Source organism: Asanoa sp. NPDC049573 (assembly GCF_040676615.1).
Classification (GTDB): Bacteria; Actinomycetota; Actinomycetes; order Mycobacteriales; family Micromonosporaceae; genus Asanoa.
In genome coordinates this window covers 1-21,382 of the sequence record NZ_JBFAPI010000014.1, presented here as the reverse complement: position 1 = coordinate 21,382, position 21,382 = coordinate 1, and the positions used below count along the sequence as shown (strand labels likewise).

Annotated in this window: 20 protein-coding genes and 1 pseudogene; 11 read left to right on the top strand and 10 right to left on the bottom strand. The window is 67.4% G+C overall.

The annotated features are described in order from the left end of the window. Positions 1–4 precede the first annotated feature (4 nt). A pseudogene (locus AB0J74_RS27185) lies at positions 5–313 on the top strand (HAD-IA family hydrolase); the annotation flags it as partial. Positions 314–554: 241 nt separating this feature from the next. Here the strand turns inward: AB0J74_RS27185 and AB0J74_RS27180 are convergent. Next, positions 555–2,990 (bottom strand): non-reducing end alpha-L-arabinofuranosidase family hydrolase, encoded by a 2,436-nt coding sequence (locus AB0J74_RS27180; RefSeq protein WP_363452763.1) that lies wholly within the window; start codon positions 2,988–2,990, stop codon positions 555–557. Between the two features lie 1,137 nt (positions 2,991–4,127). Continuing rightward, positions 4,128–4,403, bottom strand: coding sequence for a hypothetical protein (locus AB0J74_RS27175; RefSeq protein ID WP_363452761.1), 276 nt, complete (start codon positions 4,401–4,403; stop codon positions 4,128–4,130). A gap of 852 nt (positions 4,404–5,255) precedes the next feature. Here AB0J74_RS27175 and AB0J74_RS27170 point away from each other — a divergent pair. Continuing rightward, a complete protein-coding gene (locus AB0J74_RS27170; protein WP_363452759.1) occupies positions 5,256–5,534 on the top strand; it encodes a hypothetical protein in 279 nt (92 codons plus the stop codon). A gap of 26 nt (positions 5,535–5,560) precedes the next feature. Here AB0J74_RS27170 and AB0J74_RS27165 read toward each other — a convergent pair whose 3' ends face one another. Together AB0J74_RS27165 and AB0J74_RS27160 are read right to left on the bottom strand one after the other, a co-directional pair. Continuing rightward, positions 5,561–5,971, bottom strand: coding sequence for a hypothetical protein (locus tag AB0J74_RS27165; protein WP_363452757.1), 411 nt, complete (start codon positions 5,969–5,971; stop codon positions 5,561–5,563). A gap of 11 nt (positions 5,972–5,982) precedes the next feature. After that, complete coding sequence (locus AB0J74_RS27160; protein ID WP_363452755.1) at positions 5,983–6,162, bottom strand: hypothetical protein; 180 nt, start codon at positions 6,160–6,162, stop codon at positions 5,983–5,985. Between AB0J74_RS27160 and AB0J74_RS27155 the strand changes: the two genes are divergently transcribed. Next, positions 6,161–6,493, top strand: coding sequence for a hypothetical protein (locus AB0J74_RS27155; protein ID WP_363452753.1), 333 nt, complete (start codon positions 6,161–6,163; stop codon positions 6,491–6,493). The two genes, AB0J74_RS27160 and AB0J74_RS27155, sit on opposite strands and share 2 nt — an antisense overlap. A gap of 310 nt (positions 6,494–6,803) precedes the next feature. On the opposite strand, the gene AB0J74_RS27150 is transcribed toward AB0J74_RS27155, so the two are convergent. Together AB0J74_RS27150 and AB0J74_RS27145 are read right to left on the bottom strand one after the other, a co-directional pair. Beyond that, on the bottom strand, positions 6,804–7,187 hold the full coding sequence (locus AB0J74_RS27150; protein WP_363452751.1) for a VOC family protein: 384 nt from the start codon (positions 7,185–7,187) through the stop codon (positions 6,804–6,806). 243 nt (positions 7,188–7,430) lie between these two features. Next, the gene (locus AB0J74_RS27145; RefSeq protein ID WP_363452749.1) at positions 7,431–8,117 is read right to left on the bottom strand and encodes a helix-turn-helix domain-containing protein; all 687 of its coding nucleotides are present in this window, start codon (positions 8,115–8,117) and stop codon (positions 7,431–7,433) included. Between the two features lie 78 nt (positions 8,118–8,195). Between AB0J74_RS27145 and AB0J74_RS27140 the strand changes: the two genes are divergently transcribed. Continuing rightward, positions 8,196–8,954 carry a DUF899 family protein gene (locus tag AB0J74_RS27140; protein ID WP_363452747.1) on the top strand — a complete coding sequence of 253 codons (759 nt, stop codon included), beginning with the start codon at positions 8,196–8,198 and terminating at the stop codon, positions 8,952–8,954. Positions 8,955–10,091: 1,137 nt separating this feature from the next. Continuing rightward, positions 10,092–11,081: a pyridoxal-phosphate dependent enzyme gene (locus AB0J74_RS27135; RefSeq protein ID WP_363452745.1), complete on the top strand. Its 990-nt coding sequence runs from the start codon at positions 10,092–10,094 to the stop codon at positions 11,079–11,081. Positions 11,082–11,243: 162 nt separating this feature from the next. Here AB0J74_RS27135 and AB0J74_RS27130 read toward each other — a convergent pair whose 3' ends face one another. Further along, a complete protein-coding gene (locus tag AB0J74_RS27130) occupies positions 11,244–11,708 on the bottom strand; it encodes a GNAT family N-acetyltransferase (protein WP_363452743.1) in 465 nt (154 codons plus the stop codon). A 1,009-nt stretch (positions 11,709–12,717) separates the two neighbouring features. Between AB0J74_RS27130 and AB0J74_RS27125 the strand changes: the two genes are divergently transcribed. Next, positions 12,718–14,454, top strand: a complete 1,737-nt coding sequence (locus AB0J74_RS27125) for an endo-1,4-beta-xylanase (RefSeq protein WP_363452741.1) — start codon at positions 12,718–12,720, stop codon at positions 14,452–14,454. Continuing rightward, a complete protein-coding gene (locus AB0J74_RS27120) occupies positions 14,397–15,107 on the top strand; it encodes a LamG domain-containing protein (RefSeq protein ID WP_363452739.1) in 711 nt (236 codons plus the stop codon). Before AB0J74_RS27125 ends, AB0J74_RS27120 begins: the two co-directional genes overlap by 58 nt. Positions 15,108–15,145: 38 nt before the next feature. On the opposite strand, the gene AB0J74_RS27115 is transcribed toward AB0J74_RS27120, so the two are convergent. Next, positions 15,146–15,475 (bottom strand): hypothetical protein, encoded by a 330-nt coding sequence (locus AB0J74_RS27115; protein WP_363452737.1) that lies wholly within the window; start codon positions 15,473–15,475, stop codon positions 15,146–15,148. A 389-nt stretch (positions 15,476–15,864) separates the two neighbouring features. On the opposite strand from AB0J74_RS27115, the gene AB0J74_RS27110 reads away from it, so the two are divergent. After that, complete coding sequence (locus AB0J74_RS27110; protein WP_363452735.1) at positions 15,865–16,782, top strand: hypothetical protein; 918 nt, start codon at positions 15,865–15,867, stop codon at positions 16,780–16,782. 331 nt (positions 16,783–17,113) lie between these two features. Here AB0J74_RS27110 and AB0J74_RS27105 read toward each other — a convergent pair whose 3' ends face one another. Together AB0J74_RS27105 and AB0J74_RS27100 are read right to left on the bottom strand one after the other, a co-directional pair. Then, positions 17,114–17,725, bottom strand: coding sequence for a bifunctional 4-hydroxy-2-oxoglutarate aldolase/2-dehydro-3-deoxy-phosphogluconate aldolase (locus tag AB0J74_RS27105; protein ID WP_363452733.1), 612 nt, complete (start codon positions 17,723–17,725; stop codon positions 17,114–17,116). A 26-nt stretch (positions 17,726–17,751) separates the two neighbouring features. Beyond that, the gene (locus tag AB0J74_RS27100; RefSeq protein ID WP_363452731.1) at positions 17,752–18,984 is read right to left on the bottom strand and encodes a cytochrome P450; all 1,233 of its coding nucleotides are present in this window, start codon (positions 18,982–18,984) and stop codon (positions 17,752–17,754) included. 89 nt (positions 18,985–19,073) lie between these two features. On the opposite strand from AB0J74_RS27100, the gene AB0J74_RS27095 reads away from it, so the two are divergent. The 3 genes from AB0J74_RS27095 to AB0J74_RS27085 form a co-directional block, all read left to right on the top strand. Continuing rightward, positions 19,074–20,018, top strand: a complete 945-nt coding sequence (locus AB0J74_RS27095) for a hypothetical protein (protein ID WP_363452729.1) — start codon at positions 19,074–19,076, stop codon at positions 20,016–20,018. After that, entirely contained in the window at positions 20,011–21,096 is a 1,086-nt protein-coding gene (locus AB0J74_RS27090) for an Ldh family oxidoreductase (RefSeq protein ID WP_363452727.1), read from the top strand. The genes AB0J74_RS27095 and AB0J74_RS27090 overlap by 8 nt, the downstream gene beginning before the upstream one ends. 1 nt (position 21,097) lies before the next feature. Beyond that, the coding region (locus AB0J74_RS27085; protein ID WP_363452725.1) for an Ldh family oxidoreductase at positions 21,098–21,382 on the top strand (285 nt) is incomplete at its 3' end.

Here is a 21,382-nt window from a genome sequence, read left to right as displayed (position 1 = left end):
GGGGGTGAGGAACACTACCGTGTCCCGCATCCGTGGATTGGCAGCCAGCAGCGCGGCGAACCCGGCCGTCATCCACGTGCTCGACCGGCATCGTGGCGACCGCGTACTGGCTCCTTTTACCAACAACGGACCGCTGGATGAGGAGGCGTTGACCCGCGCCCGGTTCGACCACCTGTTCTTCAGCCACCGCCTCCGCCATCGCAAGCCGGATCCGGCCGCCTTCACCGCAGTGGCCGGCGACCTCGGCGCGCCCGGCGAAGAGATCGTTTTGGTCGACGACGGCACGTCGAACGTGGCCGCCGCGCACGAGGCTGGATGGCGGGCGTTCCCATTCCGCCAGGTGGCAGACCGGCGCGCTCTCCACGGTGGACGCACGCGAACCGCGTCCGGGCGGTTCGCGCCTCTGCAGTCAAGATCAGTGGAGGTCGTCTTGGCTGCGAGTTCCACACGACCATCGCCACGAGGCGTTATCGGGGTGTGTCCGGCGCCGAACGGCGCCGGACACACCCCCGAGCGGTCAGCGAATGGGGTTGGTCTGGGTCAGCCCTTTCCCCCTAACGCTGCAGGGTCAGCACTCCCGGCCGCCACGGCAGCCGGTTGTAGTCGCCCCCGGCGCTGGGGTCCTTCCCCTGGTAGAGGAACTGGAGGTTGCAGGCGTCGATGGTCTTGGTCTGGTCGGGGTTGTTGCGGACCAGGTCACCGTGGCTGATGTCGTTGGTCCAGGTGGCACCGCTGTTGGCCTTACCGGCGAACGGGTTGCTCTCGCTGGTGGCCTGCGGTGCCCACGACCCGCTGAGGCTGTTGGACGTGAACGAGCGGAAGTAGCGCTGCCCCTGGCTTCCGATCGCCTCGACGATCATCAGGTACTGGTTTTGGCCTTGGACCTTGTAGACCTCGACCGCTTCGAACAGGTTGTTGGTGGAGTCGGTCATGATCGTCGTGTAGTTCGAGCCGAAGCTGCCCGGGAAGTTCCCGATTGGCATGCTCGACCGGTAGATCTTGCCGTTGTCGCCGGCGAAGAACAGGTACATGTTCTGGTCGTCGCCGATGAGGGTCTGGTCGATCACGCCGTACGGGGCGTCGGGAAGGCTGGCGGTGGACAGCGTCTGTGCCGCGGACCAGCCGTTGGCGTTGGTCGGGTCGGTCGACGTCTTGTAGCTGAACGACGTCGGCCCCCACTGGTACGCCAGCACCCAGATGTTCTTCGGGGCGAAGTAGAGCAGCGTGGGCGCCACCGTGCCCTGGCTCATCCCGGTCTGGGTGGCCGAGGCCATGTCGGACCAGTTCGTGAACAGGCCGAAGTTCATCGAGCCATACGATCCTGCGCTCGAGACGTTCGACGCGTAGACCAGGTGCTTGCCGTTGTAGACAACGTTGGTGAAGTCCTTGACCGATAGCCACCCGTTCTGCGGGTTCGCCAGCGCGCCGGTCGACGACCAGCGGTAGGTCGACGGAAGAGCGCAGCCGCTCGGGGGCGGGGAGGACGTTGGCGGTGAGGTCGGGCCGCTCGCGAAGTTGGTCCGCCACTGCTGGTTGGTCTGCCCGTGGCAGTCGTACAGCTGGATCTGCTGCCCGTTGGCGGTGCCCCACACGTCCAGGCATCGGCCGGACTGCACGCCGCTGATGGTGCCGTTGGAGTTGACGTTCCATTGCTGGTTCGTCCCGCCGTTGCAGTCCCAGATGATGACGGCGGTGCCGTTGGCGGTCGCGGCGCCGTTGGCGTCCAGGCACTTGCTGCCGTACACCTGCAGCTGTTTGCTCGAGGTGTAGGTCCACGTCTGGTTGGTCTGGCCGTGGCAGTCGTAGAGCTGGACGCGCGTGCCGTTGGTCTGCGTCGCGTTGGGCACGTCGATGCACCGGCCGGATTGCACTCCGGCGATCGTGCCTGAGCCTCCCGGCGGGTTGGGTGAGGCGGTGGTCGTCGGGCTCGCGGTCGGTGAGGTGGTCGGGGTGACGGCGTTGAGGGCGTTGAGCACCGACGTGTAGGCGGCCTTCTTGTTTCCGTTGCCGTCGAACAGCAGCGGGCTTTCGCTGGACCGCCACGAGTCGCTGTCACGCACGCCCCACACCGTGATCCCGATGCAGCGCGGCACGTTTAGGCACGCCTGGGTCAGCCCCGCGTACTGCGACGTCGACGCGTTGGTGACGTCGACCTCGGTCAGGGCCACGTCCACGCCGAGGGCGGCGAAGCTGGACAGCGTGGTCTGGAAGTTGCCAGGCAGCGAGCTGCCGCCGGTGAAGTGGGTCTGCAGCCCGACGCAGTCGATCGGCACTCCCCTGGACTTGAAGTCCTGGATCATGCGGTACACGCCCTGGGTCTTGCCGTACGACCAGTTTTCGATGTTGTAGTCGTTGTAGCAGAGCTTCACCGACGGGTCGGCGTTGCGGGCGGTGCGGAACGCCACCTCGATCCAGTCGTTGCCGGTTCCCTGCAGGTTCGACTGGCGGCGGCTGCCGTCCTCGTTGAACGCCTCGTTCACCACGTCCCACGCGGCCAACTTGCCCTTGTAGTGCCCCATCACCCCGTTGATGTGATCGATCATGGCCTGACGCAGCGTGGAGCCGGACAGGCTTTGCATCCACCCCGGCTGCTGTCCATGCCAGGCCAGGGTGTGGCCCCGCACCTTCATCCCGCGCTGTGTGGCCCAGTTGTAGATCTGATCACCGGCGCTGAAGTTGAACTGCCCGCGTTGGGGCTCGGTGGCGTCGGGCTTCATCTCGTTCTCGGCCGTCACCATGTTGAACTCACGTCCGGCGATCGTGGTGTACGTCGAGTTGCTGAGCCGGCCGGCCGCGATCGCCGTGCCGAAGTACCGGCCGGACTGCGCGGCCGCGGCACCCAGCGTGCTCTCCGCCGCGTTCGCCGACGGCATCATCACCGCGGCCGTGGCCGCCGTCACGACACCGGCCACACCGGCGACCAGCGCTTTGACGACGAGCGATCTGTCCCGCCGGAACCCGCCACGATGGGCGGAGGGACTCGTAGCCACCTTGACCTCCTTTTCGGCCAGTGCCCGAGCCGCCTTGGCGGGGGACGACTGGACGTCCTCGTTGATCGATTCATGCGTGTCGATACTGTCATCCGACCCTGTTTCGGAGCAACACTTTTCGGAAATGTTTCGGAAACATGATCTTGCGCTCGAGCGGCGAATATGTGCAGGTAAACGAGACTCGGGCACGGTGGTAGCCCGCGCCGAGTTGAGCGCTTCTTCGACCGAGTGAGCCGACCTGCAACCGGATGTTTCGGGAATCGGGATGGCGCGATCAGCACCGGCCGAAGGTGCCCTTCCGTCGGCGGCGGCAACACAGATCCGAACAAACCGCTGGCGTACGTCCGGCTAGCGGGATTCGGATAAGGGATCTCGGCACGGCCCGGCGAACCGATTGGGGGAAACATAGATCAGACGTCATATGTGCGTCAAGCTATGTCGGTCCCCACCGACCCCGCTGTCGGCACGTCCACCCGGACCGTAGCCAGCGAGTCCTGGTCTTGGTCGGTGCACCAGCGGAGGAAGACGGCCTCCGTAGATGTTTCCATCAGAGCAGATCGCCAGAAGCCGTCCTATACCGCGACCGGCGGCCCGGGGGGTGCACGAACATGGTGTAGACCTTGTTGCCGTCGCGGGAGACCGTGCCGGCAATCGCGTTGGCTTCAGCGACGACCCTTGATCGAGGCGCTCGCCACAGCACGGGTACCACCAAAACCGGCGCGTAGGTCGTCTCATCGCGGGTCTTGTGCCGCCTCGACAACGTCCGCTATTCGGCAGAGCCGCGAGGCCTTGCTAAGTCCCAGAGGCCATGTACGCGGCCAGGGGGTAGTTGGGATGCCGGTCGAGGTTCTTGCGGGCCCGGTCATAGCGCATTGCAGACGCAAACCCACGGTTTCGAGGTCGATTGCGTCGCGGCCCGGGCGGACCGCCTGACCTTGGCGTCAGTGAAGTCGTTCTCGGTTCTCGGGCGTGGTGGCCTCCCACATCGACGACACGACCCCCAACGACGGCGCACGGAAGCTTTACCGGCTGCTCAACGACGGCTACGTCCGGACCGCTGTGATTGTCGGTGCCGCCGCGCGGTACGTTACGACCCCTCGCAGGTGCGCGGACCGCGGCAGACGAGGATGGCTTGGGTTACCGGTTCAACCGCCCGCCGTCTGGTAGTTCATCCGAAATGAGGGACGTCATGACTTCGTCCACCCCGACCCCACGCTCCTGGGCAAGAGCAGACACGGCTCGCTGGGCGATGTCGACCACGGCTGCCTGAAGCATGAACGTGTCGACTCGGCTAACCACATCATCGACGCCCGGGCCGTCGCCGGCAATTCCCGCCAGCAGGTAGTCGCCCGCTGCTTCCCTCGCCTCCCGCTCGCGAGCCGCCTCCCGTCCGGCTTTGCGTCTGCCGAACAATGCGACCTCCCCATCTCGCCCAGACCGGCGATCTAGACCATCGTCGCAGTCTCCCGCAACGTCAAGGCCGGTGGCGCCCGCCGGTTAGGTGACACTGACGAACGCATTACTCGCGGCATGAGAGTAAGGGTCGACAGGCTCTCTAGGATCGGTCGCGTGTCGAGACCGGGGCAGCGGAGGAAGCGCCAGCGCGGACGGCGTCGGCGGCTGCCAGAACTCAAGGATCGTGAGACTCCTCGGCGCGGGCAGCGATTTCGGCCTGGGATACTGGGCTACTGGTTGCGGCGGCCGGAACCGAGCGTTGCCATCGCGGCAATCTTCACGTCGATCTTTCTGCTGATGGCCGCTGTGACGCGTGACTGGGCTCTCCTAATCATCGTGCTGCCGTGCGCAGGCGCGGGTCTGGTCGTGTGGGTGACCCGGCATGTCTGGCGCCGTAACGCTGACCGCTGGCAGCAGGGATACGACGACGTCTTCTGATCTCCAGTCCGGCACCGACCGAACGGTTCGGCGCGGCGCACTTTCCCGCAGGGAGCTCCAGGCGCCGTCTGGGTGCCGCCGCGACAGCTGGAGAACGGCCGCCAGCGGCAGGAGCGATGCCGCCCAGAGCATCAGGACGCCGCCTGACGCACTGTTCTCGGCAGGAGCGTGAACGTGATCAAGAACGCTCGAGTACCCACAGGCCGGACCAGCACCGAACGATCCTGACATCGCCGTGAGCACCAAGCGGATCCAGAACAGATCGCCCAGCCCGCTCATCGGTGTAACGCTCTACAGCGCCCCGTACAGACCTCCGAGCGGTTGGCGGACGGGCTCAGCTGGGGGGTCAACGACCTCCGACCGTGTGAGGAAGTGCGCATCGGCTTCTTCGCCCGGGACCCGGCCGCCCGCGATCGACTGCTACTGCTGGCTTATCCGGGCACAGACGGCTCCCCGACGTTCTCCCTCGCATTCGAGGATCCTGTCGCGTTCCCGGGCATCCCCGAAGTCGCCGGCTTGGAACGCACCACGAAAGACCTCGCCCCAAGCGCCGCGTTGCCAGCTGAGCCGACCGTCGACATGCGGAACCGAGACGGCGATTCGCGGGTCCTCGCGAGGATGTCAGTCACCGACTGCGGAGAGTCCGGATAGTGAAGCACCCTGGCCGAGCGGACCAGTCAAGCCTCTTGACGCTTGATCAAAACAAATGCGGCAATACCTGCGATCAGGAGAACCGGCGGGATCAGGTAAATGAACCACAAGGGACCGGTGTCCGCGCGCCGCACGTTGTCACAAGGCAACACCCTCGAATACTTGACCTCGAAGGTGTCTGACTCCACGGTGTGTGACGCCGTCCATTTGCGCCGCGTCACACACCGCGTGCCGTCGTCGGTGACGAAACTGACTGTGTAGGCAGTCTGAGAGTAGACCTGCACAACCGTCGCGGACCCCCCGTTGATATCCCCCCACAGGGAGTAACCCATGCCGACCGTCAACACCGCGGCGAGCGTCGTCCAGACGCGAAGAACAACAGCTTCGCCCTCCGAGGAACCTTTGACCGAGCGAGCACCGGCCGATGATATCGACACGACCCGTGACTTCAGCGCGGCCCGATGAACTCGGTCCGCACGCTCCAGGCGAACTGAATCAGCAGGGTTACCCGGGACCTCTCGGCGATGTCCTGCATCACCTTCAAGTCGTCGGGGTCGAGTTCTTCACTCAGCGTGATCGTGCGCCACAGGTAGCGCTCGGCGCCTTCGTAGCGGGGTTCGTGCGCCATGCCCACCGACCGCGGCGTCGTCCCCGAAAGCTTCCGGCTCCTGCCAGAGCTGCTCGCTCCGCTGCTTGCGGACACCCGGCACTCCGTCTGGCTGATCCCGACGCCCGAGTTCCGCTGGGCCGCTCTGGAGAGCCGGGGCGGGCTCTGGCAGATCGCCGGCAGAACCAGCGATCCGGACCGCGCACTGGCCAACCTGCTGGAGCGAGATCGGCTGTTCACCGAGTCGAGAGATCAGTGGCAGCCCTGCGCTTGCCGGTCATCCACGTCGACAAGGCGATGGCAGCAGAAGGCCTCGCCGCGGAAGTCGCGAAGACGTTCGGTCTGTAATTGACACCGGCCTTACCCCGGCACGACCTGGAAGGCCTCTGGCGTGCTCTGCGACGAGCTAAGTTACGCCTGGACCAGGCCGCCGAGTCACGCGCACGGTCAGCAGCAGATCCGCGCGTTACTTGTCGGTCGACCAGGACGTCGAATGTCCCGCGCTTGTCGAACGACTCGCCCTGCCCGGTCGCCAAGGCCAAGACCCGGAACGAGCGAGAGCTCTGAGTAGCCAAACGCTGCTCGTGGTCTGCCTTCGGCCCGGCCAGGCTTCGAAGATGGTCTGGCCGGTTGGCGTGCGGCCGTTGCCGGGCCGCGGCTGTTCAGCCCTCGCTGCCGTACGGGCGGGTAATGATCTCGAGGAGGTGCCCGCTGGGATCTTCCCAGTACACGCCGCGCCCGCCGTCGTTGGTGTTGATCTCGCTGGGGCGACGTCGCCCTGGGTCGGCCCAGTAGTCAAGTCCCCGAGCGCGGATCCGGCCGAAGATCTGGTCGAACTCCGCCTCGCTCACCAGGAACGCGTAATGCTGCGGGTGGACCGGCCCGTGGTCGTCGGCGAAGTCGAGTGAAACCTCGTTGGCGACCTGTACGACCAGGAACGGGCCGAACGGCTTGGGCTCTGCCAATCCCAGGATCTCTGCGACGAACGTCGCCGACTGCCGCTTGTCTCGGACCCGCACGATGGTGTGATTCAGCTGGACAACCATCCCTCAAGTCTGGCGCGGGCCAGGCAGTTGTGCGATGTGTGAAGACCGCGCCTTCCGGCGTACGCCCGCGGCGTTCGCGCCTCGCCCCACCGGCGTTACAGCGCGAAGCTCATCGCGGCAGACGCGTGCACGTGACCTTGGTCGACGCCGGGCCGGAGTGTCGACCGGAACAGGGCGAACCCGAGCTGGCGCGACAGCGGGTCACCTTTCGGGCGGCGTCTGGCGGCGATCCGCCCCCCGTCCTTAGCCGGAGGTGCTGTTTGAGTACCGATCTGTGGAGGCCAATACACGCACGCCCGCGACGAGATGGCGGACGACCTCGTGATCACCGATGATCACGGCGCTGGCAGCTACAAGCCCGGCCAGGTCGTCGCTGCCGAAGGCGGCGAGGAGGGCATCCGTCGTGGTGACCACGACGGCGTCAGGCTCTTCGGGCGGCTCGTGGAAGACGTCGGCGCCGGCCGACGTGAGGCGGACGCCGAACACTCCGGCGGGACCGTGGTCGCGTAGTTCGATCCGGAGCGTCACCTCGGGCTGCTCCGGGCCGGGCGCGAAGAAGGTGCGGATGCTCAGCATGGCGCTGTCCGCGCTCACGAAGAGCTGTTCCGCGGTCGGCGGGGCGGCAAGCGCCCAGGTGCCAAGCGCGACCACGATCGGCTCGAGGCCACGACCCCACGCCGTCAGCTCGTAGACCCACACATTGCCTGGCGGAGGCAGCTGCCGACGGCGTAGTACGCCTGCGTCGGCCAGCTCGCGCAGCCGGTCGGACAGCGCGTTCGGGCTGGCGGTGGGGAGCGCCTGCTGGAGGTCGGTGAACCGTTTCGGCCCGAGCAGCAGCTCGCGCACCACGAGCAGCGACCACCGCTCACCCACGATGTCGAGTCCGCGCGCGACACCGCAGGCCTGCCGATAGCCCCGCTGGGTTGGCATGGAACACCTCCTTTTCGTACTTGCTCGATCCTAGCACTCACTATTAGCCTCATAGCGTCCACCGTGAGGAGAAACCCCATGTCCACGCCAGCGGCACCCCCGCTCACCGACCGCGAGACCTGGCAGAAGCAGCTCGACGAGCTCCGGCTCCGCGAGAAGGCGCACACCCGCGAGGGCGACGCCATCGCCGCGACTCGCCGGCGGCTGCCGATGGTCGAGGTCGACCCGACCACCCAACTGGTCGGTGCCGAGGGCCCGGTACCCCTGCTCGACGTCTTCGAGGGGAGGACCCAGCTGTTCGCGTCGTACCACATGTGGCACACGGGCAGGCCGGCCGCCGATCAGTGCGAGGGCTGCACGTTCTTCACCGGCCAGATGCTCGAGCTGTCCTACCTGCATTCGCGCGACGTCACGTTCGCCGTCTTCTGCCAGGGGCCGTTCGAGGAGACGTCGCGCTACCGCGATTTCATGGGCTGGCAGGCGCCTTGGTACTCGGTGCCCGCGGAGTCGCTCGACTCTCTCGTCGCCGGGCGCGCCTTCGGGATGAAGGCGTGCTACCTGCGCCAAGGCGACCGGGTGTTCGAGACCTACTGGACCACCGGGCGGGGGGTCGAGGCTATGGCGCCGTCGTACGGACTGCTCGACATGACCGTCTACGGTCGCCAAGAGGACTGGGAGGACTCGCCGGACGGCTGGCCGCAGCGCTTCCGGACCGACGGCGACCAGTTCCGCCTCGACGGGCGGCCAACCTCGCACTGGTCGCGCCTCGCCGCCGGCCGTGACGACGACTTGGGCGCCAGCGGGCCCTCCGGCGGCGAGCAACATTGCTGCCACTGAGCTCGGGTGCTTGCCGATCGGATGAAATAGCCCGCCGAGGGCGCGGACCTACCGAGTAGATGCCCACGCATGTGCGCCGCATCGCAATCGGCCTCGGCCGTCGGTAAGGCGATGCTCCGCCATCTATCGTGGGGGGCGCGTTGACCTTCCGCTTATGCACGGGAGGTCTCCGATGTTCGGTATCGACCCTCTTCGATGACCGCTGACTGTGGCATTCGGAGGGGCCGCCGTCTTTCCCCTGCTCCGGTGCGCTGCTCGGGGGCTACCTGGTGCTCTAGTGGGTGGCCCGCGGGATGCGCATCGGTGGTCTGTCCGCGGCGACGACGGACGCGGTGGCGTCTCCCCTGGACTGGTCGGCGCTGTATCACGGTGCGATGAGCGCGGGTATGGGCATCGCCCTACTGGCGTTGGCGCGAACGACGGCTGCCAGGCGGGGACGCTCGTCGGCCCAGGTTAGATCGGACATTCGCTCTTCGGCATGAGCGGATGTCGGCAGGACGGACGTGTGTCTCCTGTCGGCGGGGGCGTCCCGCGGCGGGTCTCAAAGTAGCAAGCACGCGACGAGGACAGCGAGGATCGTTTAACTCCTGAGCCGGCAATGCTGTCACTCCACTTCGGGTAGATCGATTACCGCTGAAAGCTGGTCACGTCGTTGGGATTTGGTTCGTGTCGCCCCTCGGACACGCAGACGGCACACGGCCGAAGTCGTTGGAGACGACTTCGGCCTTGATCGTTTCTGGGCCAGGGACATAACGATCGCGAGTAGCCGCCGAGCCCCTCCACGGCATTGAGTCGTTGCGGCGGTCCCTCGGCGACGCCGGTCCTGGCAAGCGTGGCGGTCCGGATCGCTGCCGTTTCCCGGGTCCAGCAACGGTTCGCCTCTGCGTCGAGCGTCGTTCGGTATCGGCCGATCTTCGTGTCGCAGCCGTCCACGAGCTTCTGCAGGCGCGCGGTTTCGTCGTTGGCTTGGTAGTCGGCGAGCTGGGCACGGTGGTGCGCGTGGGTGTACCTCGGGAACGCGAGGCTCTCCTAGCCTGGCGGATCCCCGCGGCACAATCGTCGAGCTCGGCGCCGGCCGGGTACCGATAACCTTCACCCTCAGGGCCCGCGAACCATGGGCCGGAAAGCTGGTTTATCGTGCCTCCGCCACCATCTGAGCCGAGCCTGGAAGATGCCTACGAAGCGGCCACGGCGTTGGCGCCCCATATCGTGCGCACGCCCGTTCTCGGGTCTCGCGACCTCGATGCCCGCCTGGGGGTGTCGGTTCGCGCAAAGGCCGAGTCGTTACAGATAACCGGAAGTTTCAAGGTGCGCGGGGCGCTCAATCGGATCCGCACCCTCGACCAGGCCGAGCGGGACCGCGGGCTGATAACCGTGAGCGCCGGTAACGCCGCGCTCGGTGCTGCCTATGCGGCCCAGCTTCACGGCTGTGCCTTGACAGTGGTCATGGCCGAGTCGGCCGTACGCGAGAAGCGGGCGGCCGCGGCCGCACTCGGCGCGACCGTCGTCACCGAAGGCGTCCGCGACGCGGCCGCCGCGTTCGCGCTCGCGCGGCGGCTCGTCGCCGAGCGGGGTCTGACGTTCATACATCCCTTCGACGATCCGATGGTCGTCGCGGGCGCCGCCACCGCGACCCTTGAGCTCCTGGCCGAATGCCCCGATATCACCCGGCTGTACGTCCCGTGCTCCGGAGGCGGATTGCTGGCCGGCGCTGCCATCGCCACGCGGGCCATCGCCGGACACGTCGAACTGGTAGCCGTGCAGCCTCTCGGTACGGCGACGCTGGCCGCCTCTCTCGAGGCGGGTAGGCCCGTCAGCCATCGCGGCACCGGCACGATCGTGGACGCACTGACGGCCCCGATGCCAGGTGAACTCAACCTTCGGATCATCAGCTCGGCCAGCCCCGGGATCAGAACGGTCACCGACGAGGCGACCCTGGCCGCAATGGCAGATGTGGCACGCGACCTGCGGTTGATCGTCGAACCGGCCGGCGCTATCGCGGTCGCCGGGGTGAAGGCAGATGTGGCAGATGGGCGGGCCGATGGCCCGGTAGGTGTTCTCCTGTCCGGTAGCAACGCCTCATGGTCGCTCCTAACTGACGTGCTGCGGGACAGCAGGCCGCGGTGACGTCCGGAATCCGCGGCGTGGTCCCGCGCCGCTCTTCGCACAGTTCGCATCCCGGGCCCAGGCAGGGATAGCTGTGCTGGCGGGACGAGGAACGGGCGCCGGTGGGATCGCACAGGGTGGCGGCAAAGTCAGCTAACGACCGCCGAACTGACGCGGGGTCCGTCAGCGGGTGTGTTGGATGGTCCACCTGAATGCCGCGGCCGCGTGGGTCGCACCTTCGCGGAGGTAGAAGCGATGTGCCTCGGTTCTGGCCAGGCCGGACTCTAAGAAGACGTAGTCGGCACCCTGCTCGTGCGCCCACGCCCTGGCGGTCGTCAGCAGGCTGGCGCCGACGCCTCGGGAGCGCCATTCGGGGTGCACAGCGAGATCCTCGATCGAAGCCCGACGACCGAAACGCACCGACAGAATGTCCAGGTAGACGCTGGCCACGCCCACCAATTGATCCTGATGGGAGCGGGCTTCGAACAGCGCGACGTTCTCGTGGGCGAGGACCTGTGCGGTTCGCTCGACGGCGCGGTCGCGGTCCCAATCCGGGGGTCGGCTGCCGGGTGGGTTGAAAAGCCACTCCAGCCCCCTTACGAATTCGGCCTCGGCACCCCGCTGGGATCGCCGAATCTGGAAGTTCATCAGAGCCTCATCATCTGTCTCGGCGATGGCTGCGCGCTCTCACGCTTCACCGTGGTGCACCGCGAGGGCTGGCAACCCACGCCAAGATGGACGTACTCGGCGCCCTGCCGGACGACGAGGAGGGCGCGCGACGCCACCGACCCCGACCCGGACGCCGGTTGATGCTAGAAGGCGGGCAGGCCAACCTTTTCCCGTGACCGCCTTGCTGGACCGCAGTCCCTCGTGCACCGCGTAGATCAGCTCCGCCCGCGCGGCCTGACTCACTCATGTCTAATTCTTAGCAGACCAAGGACGTGGTCTCCGGGTGCCAGGCTCGGCGGGCGCGCAGGTTCGATCCCCACCTCGACCCCTTGAAACGCGCATCGACGCGCCGGGCGCGATTAGGCCCGTCGGGTCCCAGTCCTGGATGACTTCGCGATCCAGGTTGACGCCGGGCCATATGGCGCCCTGCCGCGGTGCCCACCCAACGAAGTTAGCGGTTACGTGGCGCCCGGCAGTCGCTGGTTGATCAGCGACGGAGGGTGAGGGTTTGCGGCGGGCGGCAAGAAGGCCTGGGGCGGCAAGGATCGCGACGACGAGGATTGCGAGAAGGGGACGTGGCAGGACAACGCCGCAGCCGGCGAATAGGACTGCACAAGGCGGTGACCGCCGCCTCGAACGAATTCATTGAATCCGCCATCGTCTCGCACAGCCCTCTGGTCTTTCCCTGCGTCGCCATTCGTACGACGGCAGCGGCATGAGTGGTTGCGCGAGCGGCGCGATGGCCCTTAATGTCAGCGGCCGTGACCTGACCCCGATGTGTGACGACCCGTCAGAGCGGTACGTCCGCTGAACCGGCACCGCACCGCTGCTCGTTACCGTCCCCGAGGGAGCGTCGGATCACGTCAATGGGACCGAGACGCGCTGGTCTCGCCACCCTGACCCGCAGCTCCACGTCGACCAGAAGTTCCCTGGGCCCGGGCCCTCCGCTGGTCGACGCGTCGGGCCGGCTCAAAGAGAGACGAGGAACATGCGGATAAAACGGTTCGGAGCCGTCGCTTCAACAGCTGTGCTGGGCGCTTTGATGGTCGTCATGGGCAACGCGCCGGCCTCTGGCACCCAATCGACGTTGCGGGCTGCCGCGGACACCGCCGGTGTGAAGATCGGATCGGCAGTCTCGGGGAAGCGGCTCGACCCCGCCGCGGGTGAGGATGCCTACCGGCAATGGGCGGGCGCCGAACTGAGCTCGGTCACTACGGAGAACGACGCGAAATGGAAGTACATCGAACCCGGTCAAGGATCATTCTATTGGGACGACACCGACCGGGTGGTCGAGTTCGCCGAGGCCAATGACCAGGAGGTCCGGGGTCACACTCTGGTCTGGCACAGCGATCTGCCGGACTGGGTGGGTCAGTTGAGCGGCACCGCGCTCAGGGACGCCCTGCAACACCACGTCACCAGCATCGTCGGGCACTACCGCGGCCGCGTAGATGCCTGGGACGTGGTCAACGAGCCGCTCAACGACAACGGCGGACTGCGAACGGGCGCCGGCCAGAACGGCTTCTGGGGCGATCAACTCAGCGCGTCCTACATCGCCGACGCGTTCTCCTGGGCGCACGCGGCCGACCCGCAGGCGAAGCTGTATCTGAACGAGTACGGGATCGAAGCGGACTCGGCCAAGGCGCGGGGTCTCTACAACCTCGTGCGCGACCTGCTCGACCGGGGCGTCCCGATCCACGGAATCGGGTTCCAGACCCACAAGCTCGAAACCACGCGACTGTCCGGGCTCGCCGACGTGATGCGCCGATTCACCGCTCTCGGTCTCGAAGTCGCGATCACCGAACTCGACGTCCGCGTACCGCTTCCGGTCGACGCGGCGAAGCTTGAACGCCAGGCCAACGTGTACGGCTGGGCGACTGAAGCCTGCCTTGCGGTGCCCCGCTGTGTCTCCGTCACCACGTGGGGATTCACCGACGAGCACTCATGGATCCCGAGCCAGTATCCGAAGTGGGGCGCCGCGACGCTGCTCGATGAACGGTACGCTCCCAAGCCCGCCTACCAGCGTGTGCTTCAACTCCTGTCCCTCGGTCGGCCGGCTGCTGGCCCGGTCGCGGCTTGGCGCCTGGACGAGGCATCCGGCGATGTCGCAGCGGACGCGACGAGCTCATCCCCGCAGCATCTGGCCAAGGCCGACGCGGGGGTTCTTGGCAACGAGAGCCGCGCGCCGTACTTGAAGGCCTTCAAGGGCAACGGTGTCAACGCCGGAGCCAAGACCTGTGAGGACCCTGCCGGCCGTTCGTGCGGCAGCGCTATCAGGACAGACGTTTCGTACACGATCACCGCCTGGATCAATCCGGCCAGCTCAACCGCCGACCAGGTCATCGCCACTCAGCGCGGGGTGTACCGGCAGGCGTTCACGCTGGGCCAGCGCAGCGGCAGATACTACTTCACCATCCCCACCACGGACTCGCCCTCCGGGATCGACCAAACCCTCGTGTCTACTGCTGCGGTCGCCGCGGGTCAGTGGACGCATCTGGCGGTCGTCTGGAACAACGGTTGGAGCCACGCGCAGTTGTTCCTCAACGGTGTCCGAGACAGTGGCAGCGCGCTGTGGAACAACGGCGCCGATTCCTGGGCATCGACAGGCCAGTTCTTATCGGAAAGGGCCCCGAGGGACGCGGATTCGCCGGGTCCATCAGCGACCTGCGGGTGTACCAGCGGGTGGCACCGGATGCCGAGATCGCGACGTTGGCCACGCCGACCGTAGGCGAGTGGACCTTCGATGGGCACACCGGTGACACATCCTGGTTCCATCGTGACGCTTGGGCGCGGGGTGACGAGCCGCTGTCGTGGACCACGGATCGGCATGGCAACGCTGACCGGGCCATCAACCTGAGCGGCGTGCAACTGCTCGACACCCGAGGCGGGCAGCCGCTCTACACCGATCGCTCGTACAGTATTTCCGTCTGGGTCAAACCCGCCGACGCTAACGGCGACGGGCGTGCCGACGGCGCCGGCGACCAGGTTGTGCTTGCCGCGGACGGCGCCAGCGTCAGCCCGTTCTACCTGAAGCTGAAACGGGGCAGCAGCCAGACGACCGACCGCTGGCAGTTCACCATGCCGACCACGGATGCCGGTGGCGCCGCACAGACGATCACCACGTCGGCATCGGCTGTCACCGGCGGAGCATGGACGCACCTTGCTGTCGTCTGGAACAAGGGCTGGGGACGCGCTCAGCTGTACGTCAATGGCGTGCTGGAAGGCACGGGCCCGACGACCTCATCCTGGCGGGCACCGGAGACCGGATCGCTGCACATCGGCGTGGCGCAAGCGGGCAACTTCATCGGCGGTCTTGACGATCTGCGGCTCTATCAGCGCACGCTCACCACCGCCGAAATCAACAATCTGTACGACCTGTAGCCAGATCGGGTGGCGTCCAGGCGGAGCTCCCCCGGCGGCTATCGGTAACGCCCGTCGAAACGGCGGCCTTGCGCGTCGTCGGTGAAGCGGAGTCCCACAGGGTTGTCGCCCTCGATGATCCAGCGGAGGCTGTAGGTCGCACGGTAGCTGGGCGGCCAGAACGACGAGAATTTGCCGTTCTCCACCACCGACCATTCTCCTTCGGTCGGCCTGTCGTTTTCGATGTAGGTCGTTCGGCCGTCGGTGCTGAACGTCTGTGTCGAGCCGTCCTCGAAGACCAGAGTGCCAGCGGTCAGGGCGGCTTTCATGTCGTCCGCGGCAACCAAGTCGCCGTCGGCTGCGGGCGGGACCTTGGGTGATCCGGTCATCGCAGTCCTACCTCGGGTGGTGACGTCTGTTAAGGCCGCTTACATTTGTGCGTCACGCGCGGTCGGTCCCTTACTCCGTCACTTACGCGCCTGTGAAAGCCGCTTGGGCTCCGGGTCGGACACGCGCCGCCGCCATCGCCATTGGGGCCCTCGTCAAACCGTTTCCACCCTACCTCCGGTCAACCGGCGTCGTTCTCGACCGGTCGGGAAGTCAAGGTCCAGTCATCGCGATGGCACATGCCACATTCGGGACGATCAGCGCAACACTTGCCACTTTCGACGGGTACAAGCAGCGGCCCAACGGCGGCTCCGCGCCGCACGGACGTGCACGGCTGACAAAAGACACGGCGGCAAGGCATGACAAGGCTGGGAACGGTAAGGACCAACGAGTGAGTACGAGGGAGCACGCCGAACGGCCGACACCCGGCTGGCCCAAAGTCATTCTGCGCGTGGTGGGTTCGGGTCTGCTGATCGCCATCGCAGCGATCCATCTCGACCTGTACCTGACCGGGTACCGGACGATCCCGACGATCGGGTGGCTGTTCTTGCTGCAGGTGATCACAGCCTTCGGCCTCGGGCTGGCAGTGCTGGCCATCCCCAACCGGTTCGTCATCCCGAGCCGCTTGGCGGCCGCGGCCGGAGCCGGCTTCGCCCTCGCCACCCTGGGTGGCTACCTCCTGTCGGTTTGGATTGGGCTGTTCGGGTTCAAGGAGGTCCGAACAAGCGCCGGCATCGCCGCCGGCCTGCTGGAGGTGGCCGCCTTCGTAGCACTGGCCGCGCTCGCACTCGCCCCCGCGCCGGCCCGGGCCGCAGCGGACCGAGAGCCAGCGGCCCCAGCCAGATTCCCCACCCGGATCCCGCCGAAGACCGCCAGGGCGGGCGGAATCGGCGCCGTGGGCCTGACGGCTGCGGCGCTTGTGCTGTTTGGGTTGGTGGTTGTCGGGGCCAGTTCTCCGGCCACCGCAGCCACGACCACTAGCCTGAGGACCGCGACGATCGCCGGGACGACGGCACTGACCAACGCGAAGGGCTTCACGCTCTACTCGTTCGCCCCCGACACCCCAACCACGTCGAAATGTTACGGAACCTGCGCTGCCTACTGGCCCCCGGTGACCGGCACCGCCGCGGCCGGCGCGGGCTTGCCAGGTCAGGTCGGGACCATCATGCGAACCGACGGCTCCGAGCAGCTCACGTACAACGGGCATCCGCTCTACACGTACGTTGGCGATTCGGCCCCCGGCCAGGCCAACGGCAACAACCTCAACCTCAACGGCGGACTTTGGCTGGTGGTCCCTGTTTCCCAGTGAACCGGCAGCTCCGATGATCTGCCACCACTGCCGCCGCGTCGTCGACCAAGACGACGGTGACCTGACCTATCGAACGTCTTGGAACGCTGCTTCAACTGGCGCAAGCAATGGCGGTGACCTGGCCACCCGCTTCGCCAAACGCGCCGCGATCTAACGGGGCGGCCTGCTCCTGATCGCCATTATCATCCGGCTCCCATGGTCGGCAGGACACGCCCAGCCCCAGCCACCTCACGAGCGCAGCCGAGCGACGCTGATGGAGCTCGCCTGTCCGCCTGGCAGTAGGGGTAAGCAGGGGCGTCCCCCTGGCCTGAGTATGCGGCCTCAGCCCGGTTCAACGGATGGGTCGCGGCCGGGTCAGCATCTCGGCCGCGTATGCGGCCACCGATTCGACGTCGCCGCTTTCGACGTCGTCCGGGCGCCACAGTCCGGGTCCGATGCACGCCGCCCATGCGCCCACCGCCAGATAGTCGTCCACTTCGGGCAGTGTCACCTCGCCCGAGACGACGAACCGGGCCTCCGGCATCGGCTCCAGTACGGCGCGTACGAAGGCGACGCCGCCCACCGACGAGACCGGGAACAGCTTCACCGCCGACGCTCCGAGTGCCATCGCCTGGGCGATCTCGCTCGGGGTGAGGCAGCCGGGCACAACCGGGACGCCTCTCGCGACCGCGACCTTGACCAGGTCCGCGTCCAGGTGTGGCGAGACGATGAAGGTCGCGCCGGCGTCGATGCACGCGTGCATTTGCGCCAGGGTCCGCACGGTGCCGGCGCCGACCCGATCCACGCCCTCGTCCACGAGGGTGGCGATCACGTGGACCGCGTCCGGCACGGTCATCGTCACCTCGACGCCGACGACGCCCGTGCGGGCGACGCCGCGCGCGAGGGTGAGCGCGGTGCGCGCCGAGGTGGTGCGGACGACCGAGATGACGCCACGGTCCAGCATCGTCGACCTTTCTGGTGTGGGGGTGGTCAGAAGGTGACCGGAAGGGTGGTCAGCACTCGGGAGTTGCGTTTGCTGGTGTCCCAGCGGGGTTCGGCGTCCACCAGCGCGATCCCCGGCAACCGGTCGAGGATGGTGGTGAAGACGATCTCCCCTTCGGTGCGGGAGAGAGGCGCGCCGATGCAGAAGTGGATGCCCTGGCCGAAGGCTATGTGCCGGTTGGGCTGGCGGCCGATGTCGAAGGAATCCGGGTCGTCGAAGATCGCCGGGTCGCGGTTGGCCGAACCGAGCATCTGGAAGACCATGTCGTCGGCGTGCATCGTCTTCCCGTGCAGCTCGACGTCGCGCGTGAGCCGTCGGGGCTGACGGGACACCGGGCTCTCGTACCGCAGCGTCTCTTCGATCGCGCTCTTCAGCAGCGACCGGTCGGCTTGCAGGCGGTCCCATTGGTCCGGATGGCGGAGAAGGGTCAGCAGGCCGTTGCCGATCAGCGACGTCGTGGTCTCGTGGCCCGCGGTGAGCAGCGTGATGCCGGTGTTGATGATCTCGTCGTCGGTGAGGGTCTCGCCATCCGGGCTGGTCAGCGTCAGCTGGGTGATCAGGTCGTCGCCCGGCTCGCGGCGGCGTTGGACGATCAGGTCGGCGAGGTAGGCGCGCGCCTCCAGCAGCGCCTCCTGCGCGGCGAGCAGAACGGCGCGTTCGGGTCGGTTGACGCCTTGGAACGCGAGCAGGCGGTCGGCCCAGGCGCCGAACCGGTGGCCGTGGGCGACCGGCACACCGAGCAGTTCGGCGAGCACGGTGACGGGCAAGGCGAAGGCGAGGTCGTCGATGACCTCCATCCGGCCGTTTGGGGCGACCCGGTCGATGAGTTCGTCGACGATGGCCTGGATCCGGGTACGCATCGACTCGATGACCTTCGGCGAGAACGCCCGCAGCACTAGCCGGCGCAGCCGGGTGTGGTCGGGCGGATCCGCGTGCAGCAGGCCCTTGGTGCGGTAGTGGTCCTCGAACGGCCGCAGCGCACGGCGGTCCTCGTCTGGCAGGTACGCGGCCGCGCGGCCCAGCCGGTCCTCGTTGGAGAAGTCGGCGGTGTTCTTGAACGAAGCCTTGATGTCGTCGTAGCGCGTGAGAATCCAAGCGCCGACGGAGGGACTCCAGTGCATGGGTTCGCGATCGCGCAGTTGGGCCAGCGCGGGGTACGGGTCGGTCAGGAACCCGTCGGCCAGCAACAAACCTTCGATCTCGTCGACCGCCCCGGTCATGCTGCCTCCTCGCGCACTGTTGTGCGATCCAGCAGGTCCTCAGTAGAGTACTGTTAACAAAATACAGTTGGCAAGCCCGAGGAGGGCGCGTGGCTGCGACCGTCATACCCCCGTCAGACGCCGGCCGCCTCGCGGAGTTGCGCGCGGGCCGGGGCCGGCCCCGATCGCCCTACCTCACCGACCGCGGGCGGCTCATCCACGGTCCCACCGCGCCCGGCGGCTCGACGCCGTGCGACCGGGACACGGACCTGACGCCCGCCGAGGTCGACGAGATCACCAAGCTGATCGTCCGCGGCCGCCTCGAGGGAACGGCGGTGACGCTGCCCGACCGGTTGCGGGCCCGATCCTGGAAGTCCGTCGAAGACGTGCTGCTGCGCCTCGACAAGGCGCTGGGTTGGACGACGGCCGGGTGGAAGGTCGGCGCCGCGAGCATGGCCGTGCGGCGTGCGGAGAACATACCGAGCCCCTCCCCCGGCCACCTCTTCGCCCACTCGATCTTCGACAGCCCCGCCCAGATCGGCCCGGAGTACTTCGTCAACTACCGGCTCTGCGAGACGGAGTTCGCCTTCGCGCTCGGCGCAGACTTTCCTGCGCGCGACGAGCCGTACACCGAGGCTGACCTGCGGGCCGGAATCGAGTCGCTGATCCCGGTGATCGAGATCGGCGACTCGGTGTTCGAGGATTGGTACACGCTCAGCGGCTACTTCGGCGGCATGTACGACAACGGCGGCGGCGCCGCCCTGGTGCGGGGCCGCCGCCATACCGATTGGCGGTCCGTCGATCTGCCCACCGCCATCATCGATCTCTACGTCAACGACTCCTACGTGAAGTCGGGCGTCGGCGCCGAGGCGATGGGCAACCCGATCACCAGCCTCACCTGGATGGTCAACTGGGCTCGCGAACGCGGGCGGGACGTCGCGGCCGGCGACGTCGTCAGCACCGGCACCTGCACCGCGCACTGTTTCGTCGCCCGAGGCGACGTCGTCAGCGCCGACTTCGGCCCGCTCGGTCTTGTGGAGGCCCGCTTTGCCTGAGCCGACGCGCTACCCCGCCGACGTCCTCGTCGACGTCACCGCCCGGGTGCTCGAGGGGCTCGGCGCGCCGACGGACCTCGCCCGCCTCGTCGGTGGATCGCTGGTCGGCTCCAACCTTGTCGGCCACGACTCGCACGGGTTCATCCGCGTGCTCGAGTACGCAGGCTGGGTCCGGGGCGGCCATCTGGTCCCGGACGCTCGCGCCAACCTGGCATGGAGCGACGGCGGGACGGCCATGGTCGACGGGCACTGGGGCTGGGGGCAGGACGCGGCGACGCTGGCCACCGCGCAGATCATCGAGAACGCCCGCGAACACGGGGTGGCGTCGGTGGTCCTCACCCGCGGCAACCACGTGGGCCGCCTGGGTGAGTGGGTCGAGACGATGGCCTCTGCCGGGCTGATGGGCATCGCGTTCTGCAACACCGGCGGCGCCGTGGTCGCGCCGTACGGTGGGACCAAGCGGGTGCTCGGCACGAATCCGTACGCCTGGTCGATGCCGGGGCCGGACGGTGACCACCTCGTCCTCGACTTCTCGACGGCCGTCGTGGCCGCGGGCAAGGTCGTGCTGGCGGCCATGAGCGGTGACGCCGTTCCCGACGGCGCCCTCCTTGACCACGAGGGCCGGCCGACCACCCACGCCAGCGACCTCGCGGCCGGCGGCGCGCTGCGAGCGTTCGGCGGGCACAAGGGCTCAGGGCTGTCCGTGCTGATCGAGATGGCGGCCGGCATGCTGTCCGGCACGCTGCCCGCCGCCATCACCGACAGCGGTTACGGCAACGGCACCGTCTTTCTGGCCCTGGATGTCGCCCGGTTCGTGGACCTCGACGCGGTCGCGGCCGTGTCGCGCCAGTTCGCCGGGCTGCTGCACGCGGCCGCGGCCTCCCCCGACGAGGCCGTGCTGTTGCCGGGCGAGGTGGAGACACGCACCCGGCTCGAGCGCGCCGCGGCGGGCATCCCGGTGCCGTCCGGCGTACGGAGCGGCGTCCGCGACCTGGCCGCCGAGCTAGGGGTCGATCTCCCCGAATTCCACGAAGAACCCGTGACGACCAACGGAGCGCTGGATGACCAGACAGGTTGACGTGGCCGAGCTTCTCGCCGCTTCCGAGCGCCTGTTGCAGGCCCTCGGCACTCCGCCGGACCTGGCAGCCGTGGTCGCCGGCGCGCTCGTCGACGCCCAGCGCGTCGGACACGAGTCGCACGGCGTCATCCGGCTGCTGGAGTACGCCGGCTTCGTCGAGTCCGGGCGGCTCGACCCGGCGGCCCGCGCGCGGGTGGAACGTCGCGCCGGCGCCGACAAGCTCCAATTCGCGCGTAACGATTTGCCCAATGGCCTCGTTAACCACACCCGTCGCGGGAAACGGGCA

Excerpts from the sequence above, each read along its gene's own strand:
- AB0J74_RS27155 (WP_363452753.1), top strand. The coding sequence starts at position 6,161 with ATGCCCACCGACCGCGGCGTCGTCCCCGAAAGCTTCCGGCTCCTGCCA.
- AB0J74_RS27160 (WP_363452755.1), bottom strand. The coding sequence starts at position 6,162 with ATGGCGCACGAACCCCGCTACGAAGGCGCCGAGCGCTACCTGTGGCGC.
- AB0J74_RS27150 (WP_363452751.1), bottom strand. The coding sequence starts at position 7,187 with ATGGTTGTCCAGCTGAATCACACCATCGTGCGGGTCCGAGACAAGCGG.
- AB0J74_RS27145 (WP_363452749.1), bottom strand. The coding sequence starts at position 8,117 with ATGCCAACCCAGCGGGGCTATCGGCAGGCCTGCGGTGTCGCGCGCGGA.
- AB0J74_RS27140 (WP_363452747.1), top strand. The coding sequence starts at position 8,196 with ATGTCCACGCCAGCGGCACCCCCGCTCACCGACCGCGAGACCTGGCAG.
- AB0J74_RS27130 (WP_363452743.1), bottom strand. The coding sequence starts at position 11,708 with ATGAACTTCCAGATTCGGCGATCCCAGCGGGGTGCCGAGGCCGAATTC.
- AB0J74_RS27125 (WP_363452741.1), top strand. The coding sequence starts at position 12,718 with ATGCGGATAAAACGGTTCGGAGCCGTCGCTTCAACAGCTGTGCTGGGC.
- AB0J74_RS27115 (WP_363452737.1), bottom strand. The coding sequence starts at position 15,475 with ATGACCGGATCACCCAAGGTCCCGCCCGCAGCCGACGGCGACTTGGTT.
- AB0J74_RS27105 (WP_363452733.1), bottom strand. The coding sequence starts at position 17,725 with ATGCTGGACCGTGGCGTCATCTCGGTCGTCCGCACCACCTCGGCGCGC.
- AB0J74_RS27100 (WP_363452731.1), bottom strand. The coding sequence starts at position 18,984 with ATGACCGGGGCGGTCGACGAGATCGAAGGTTTGTTGCTGGCCGACGGG.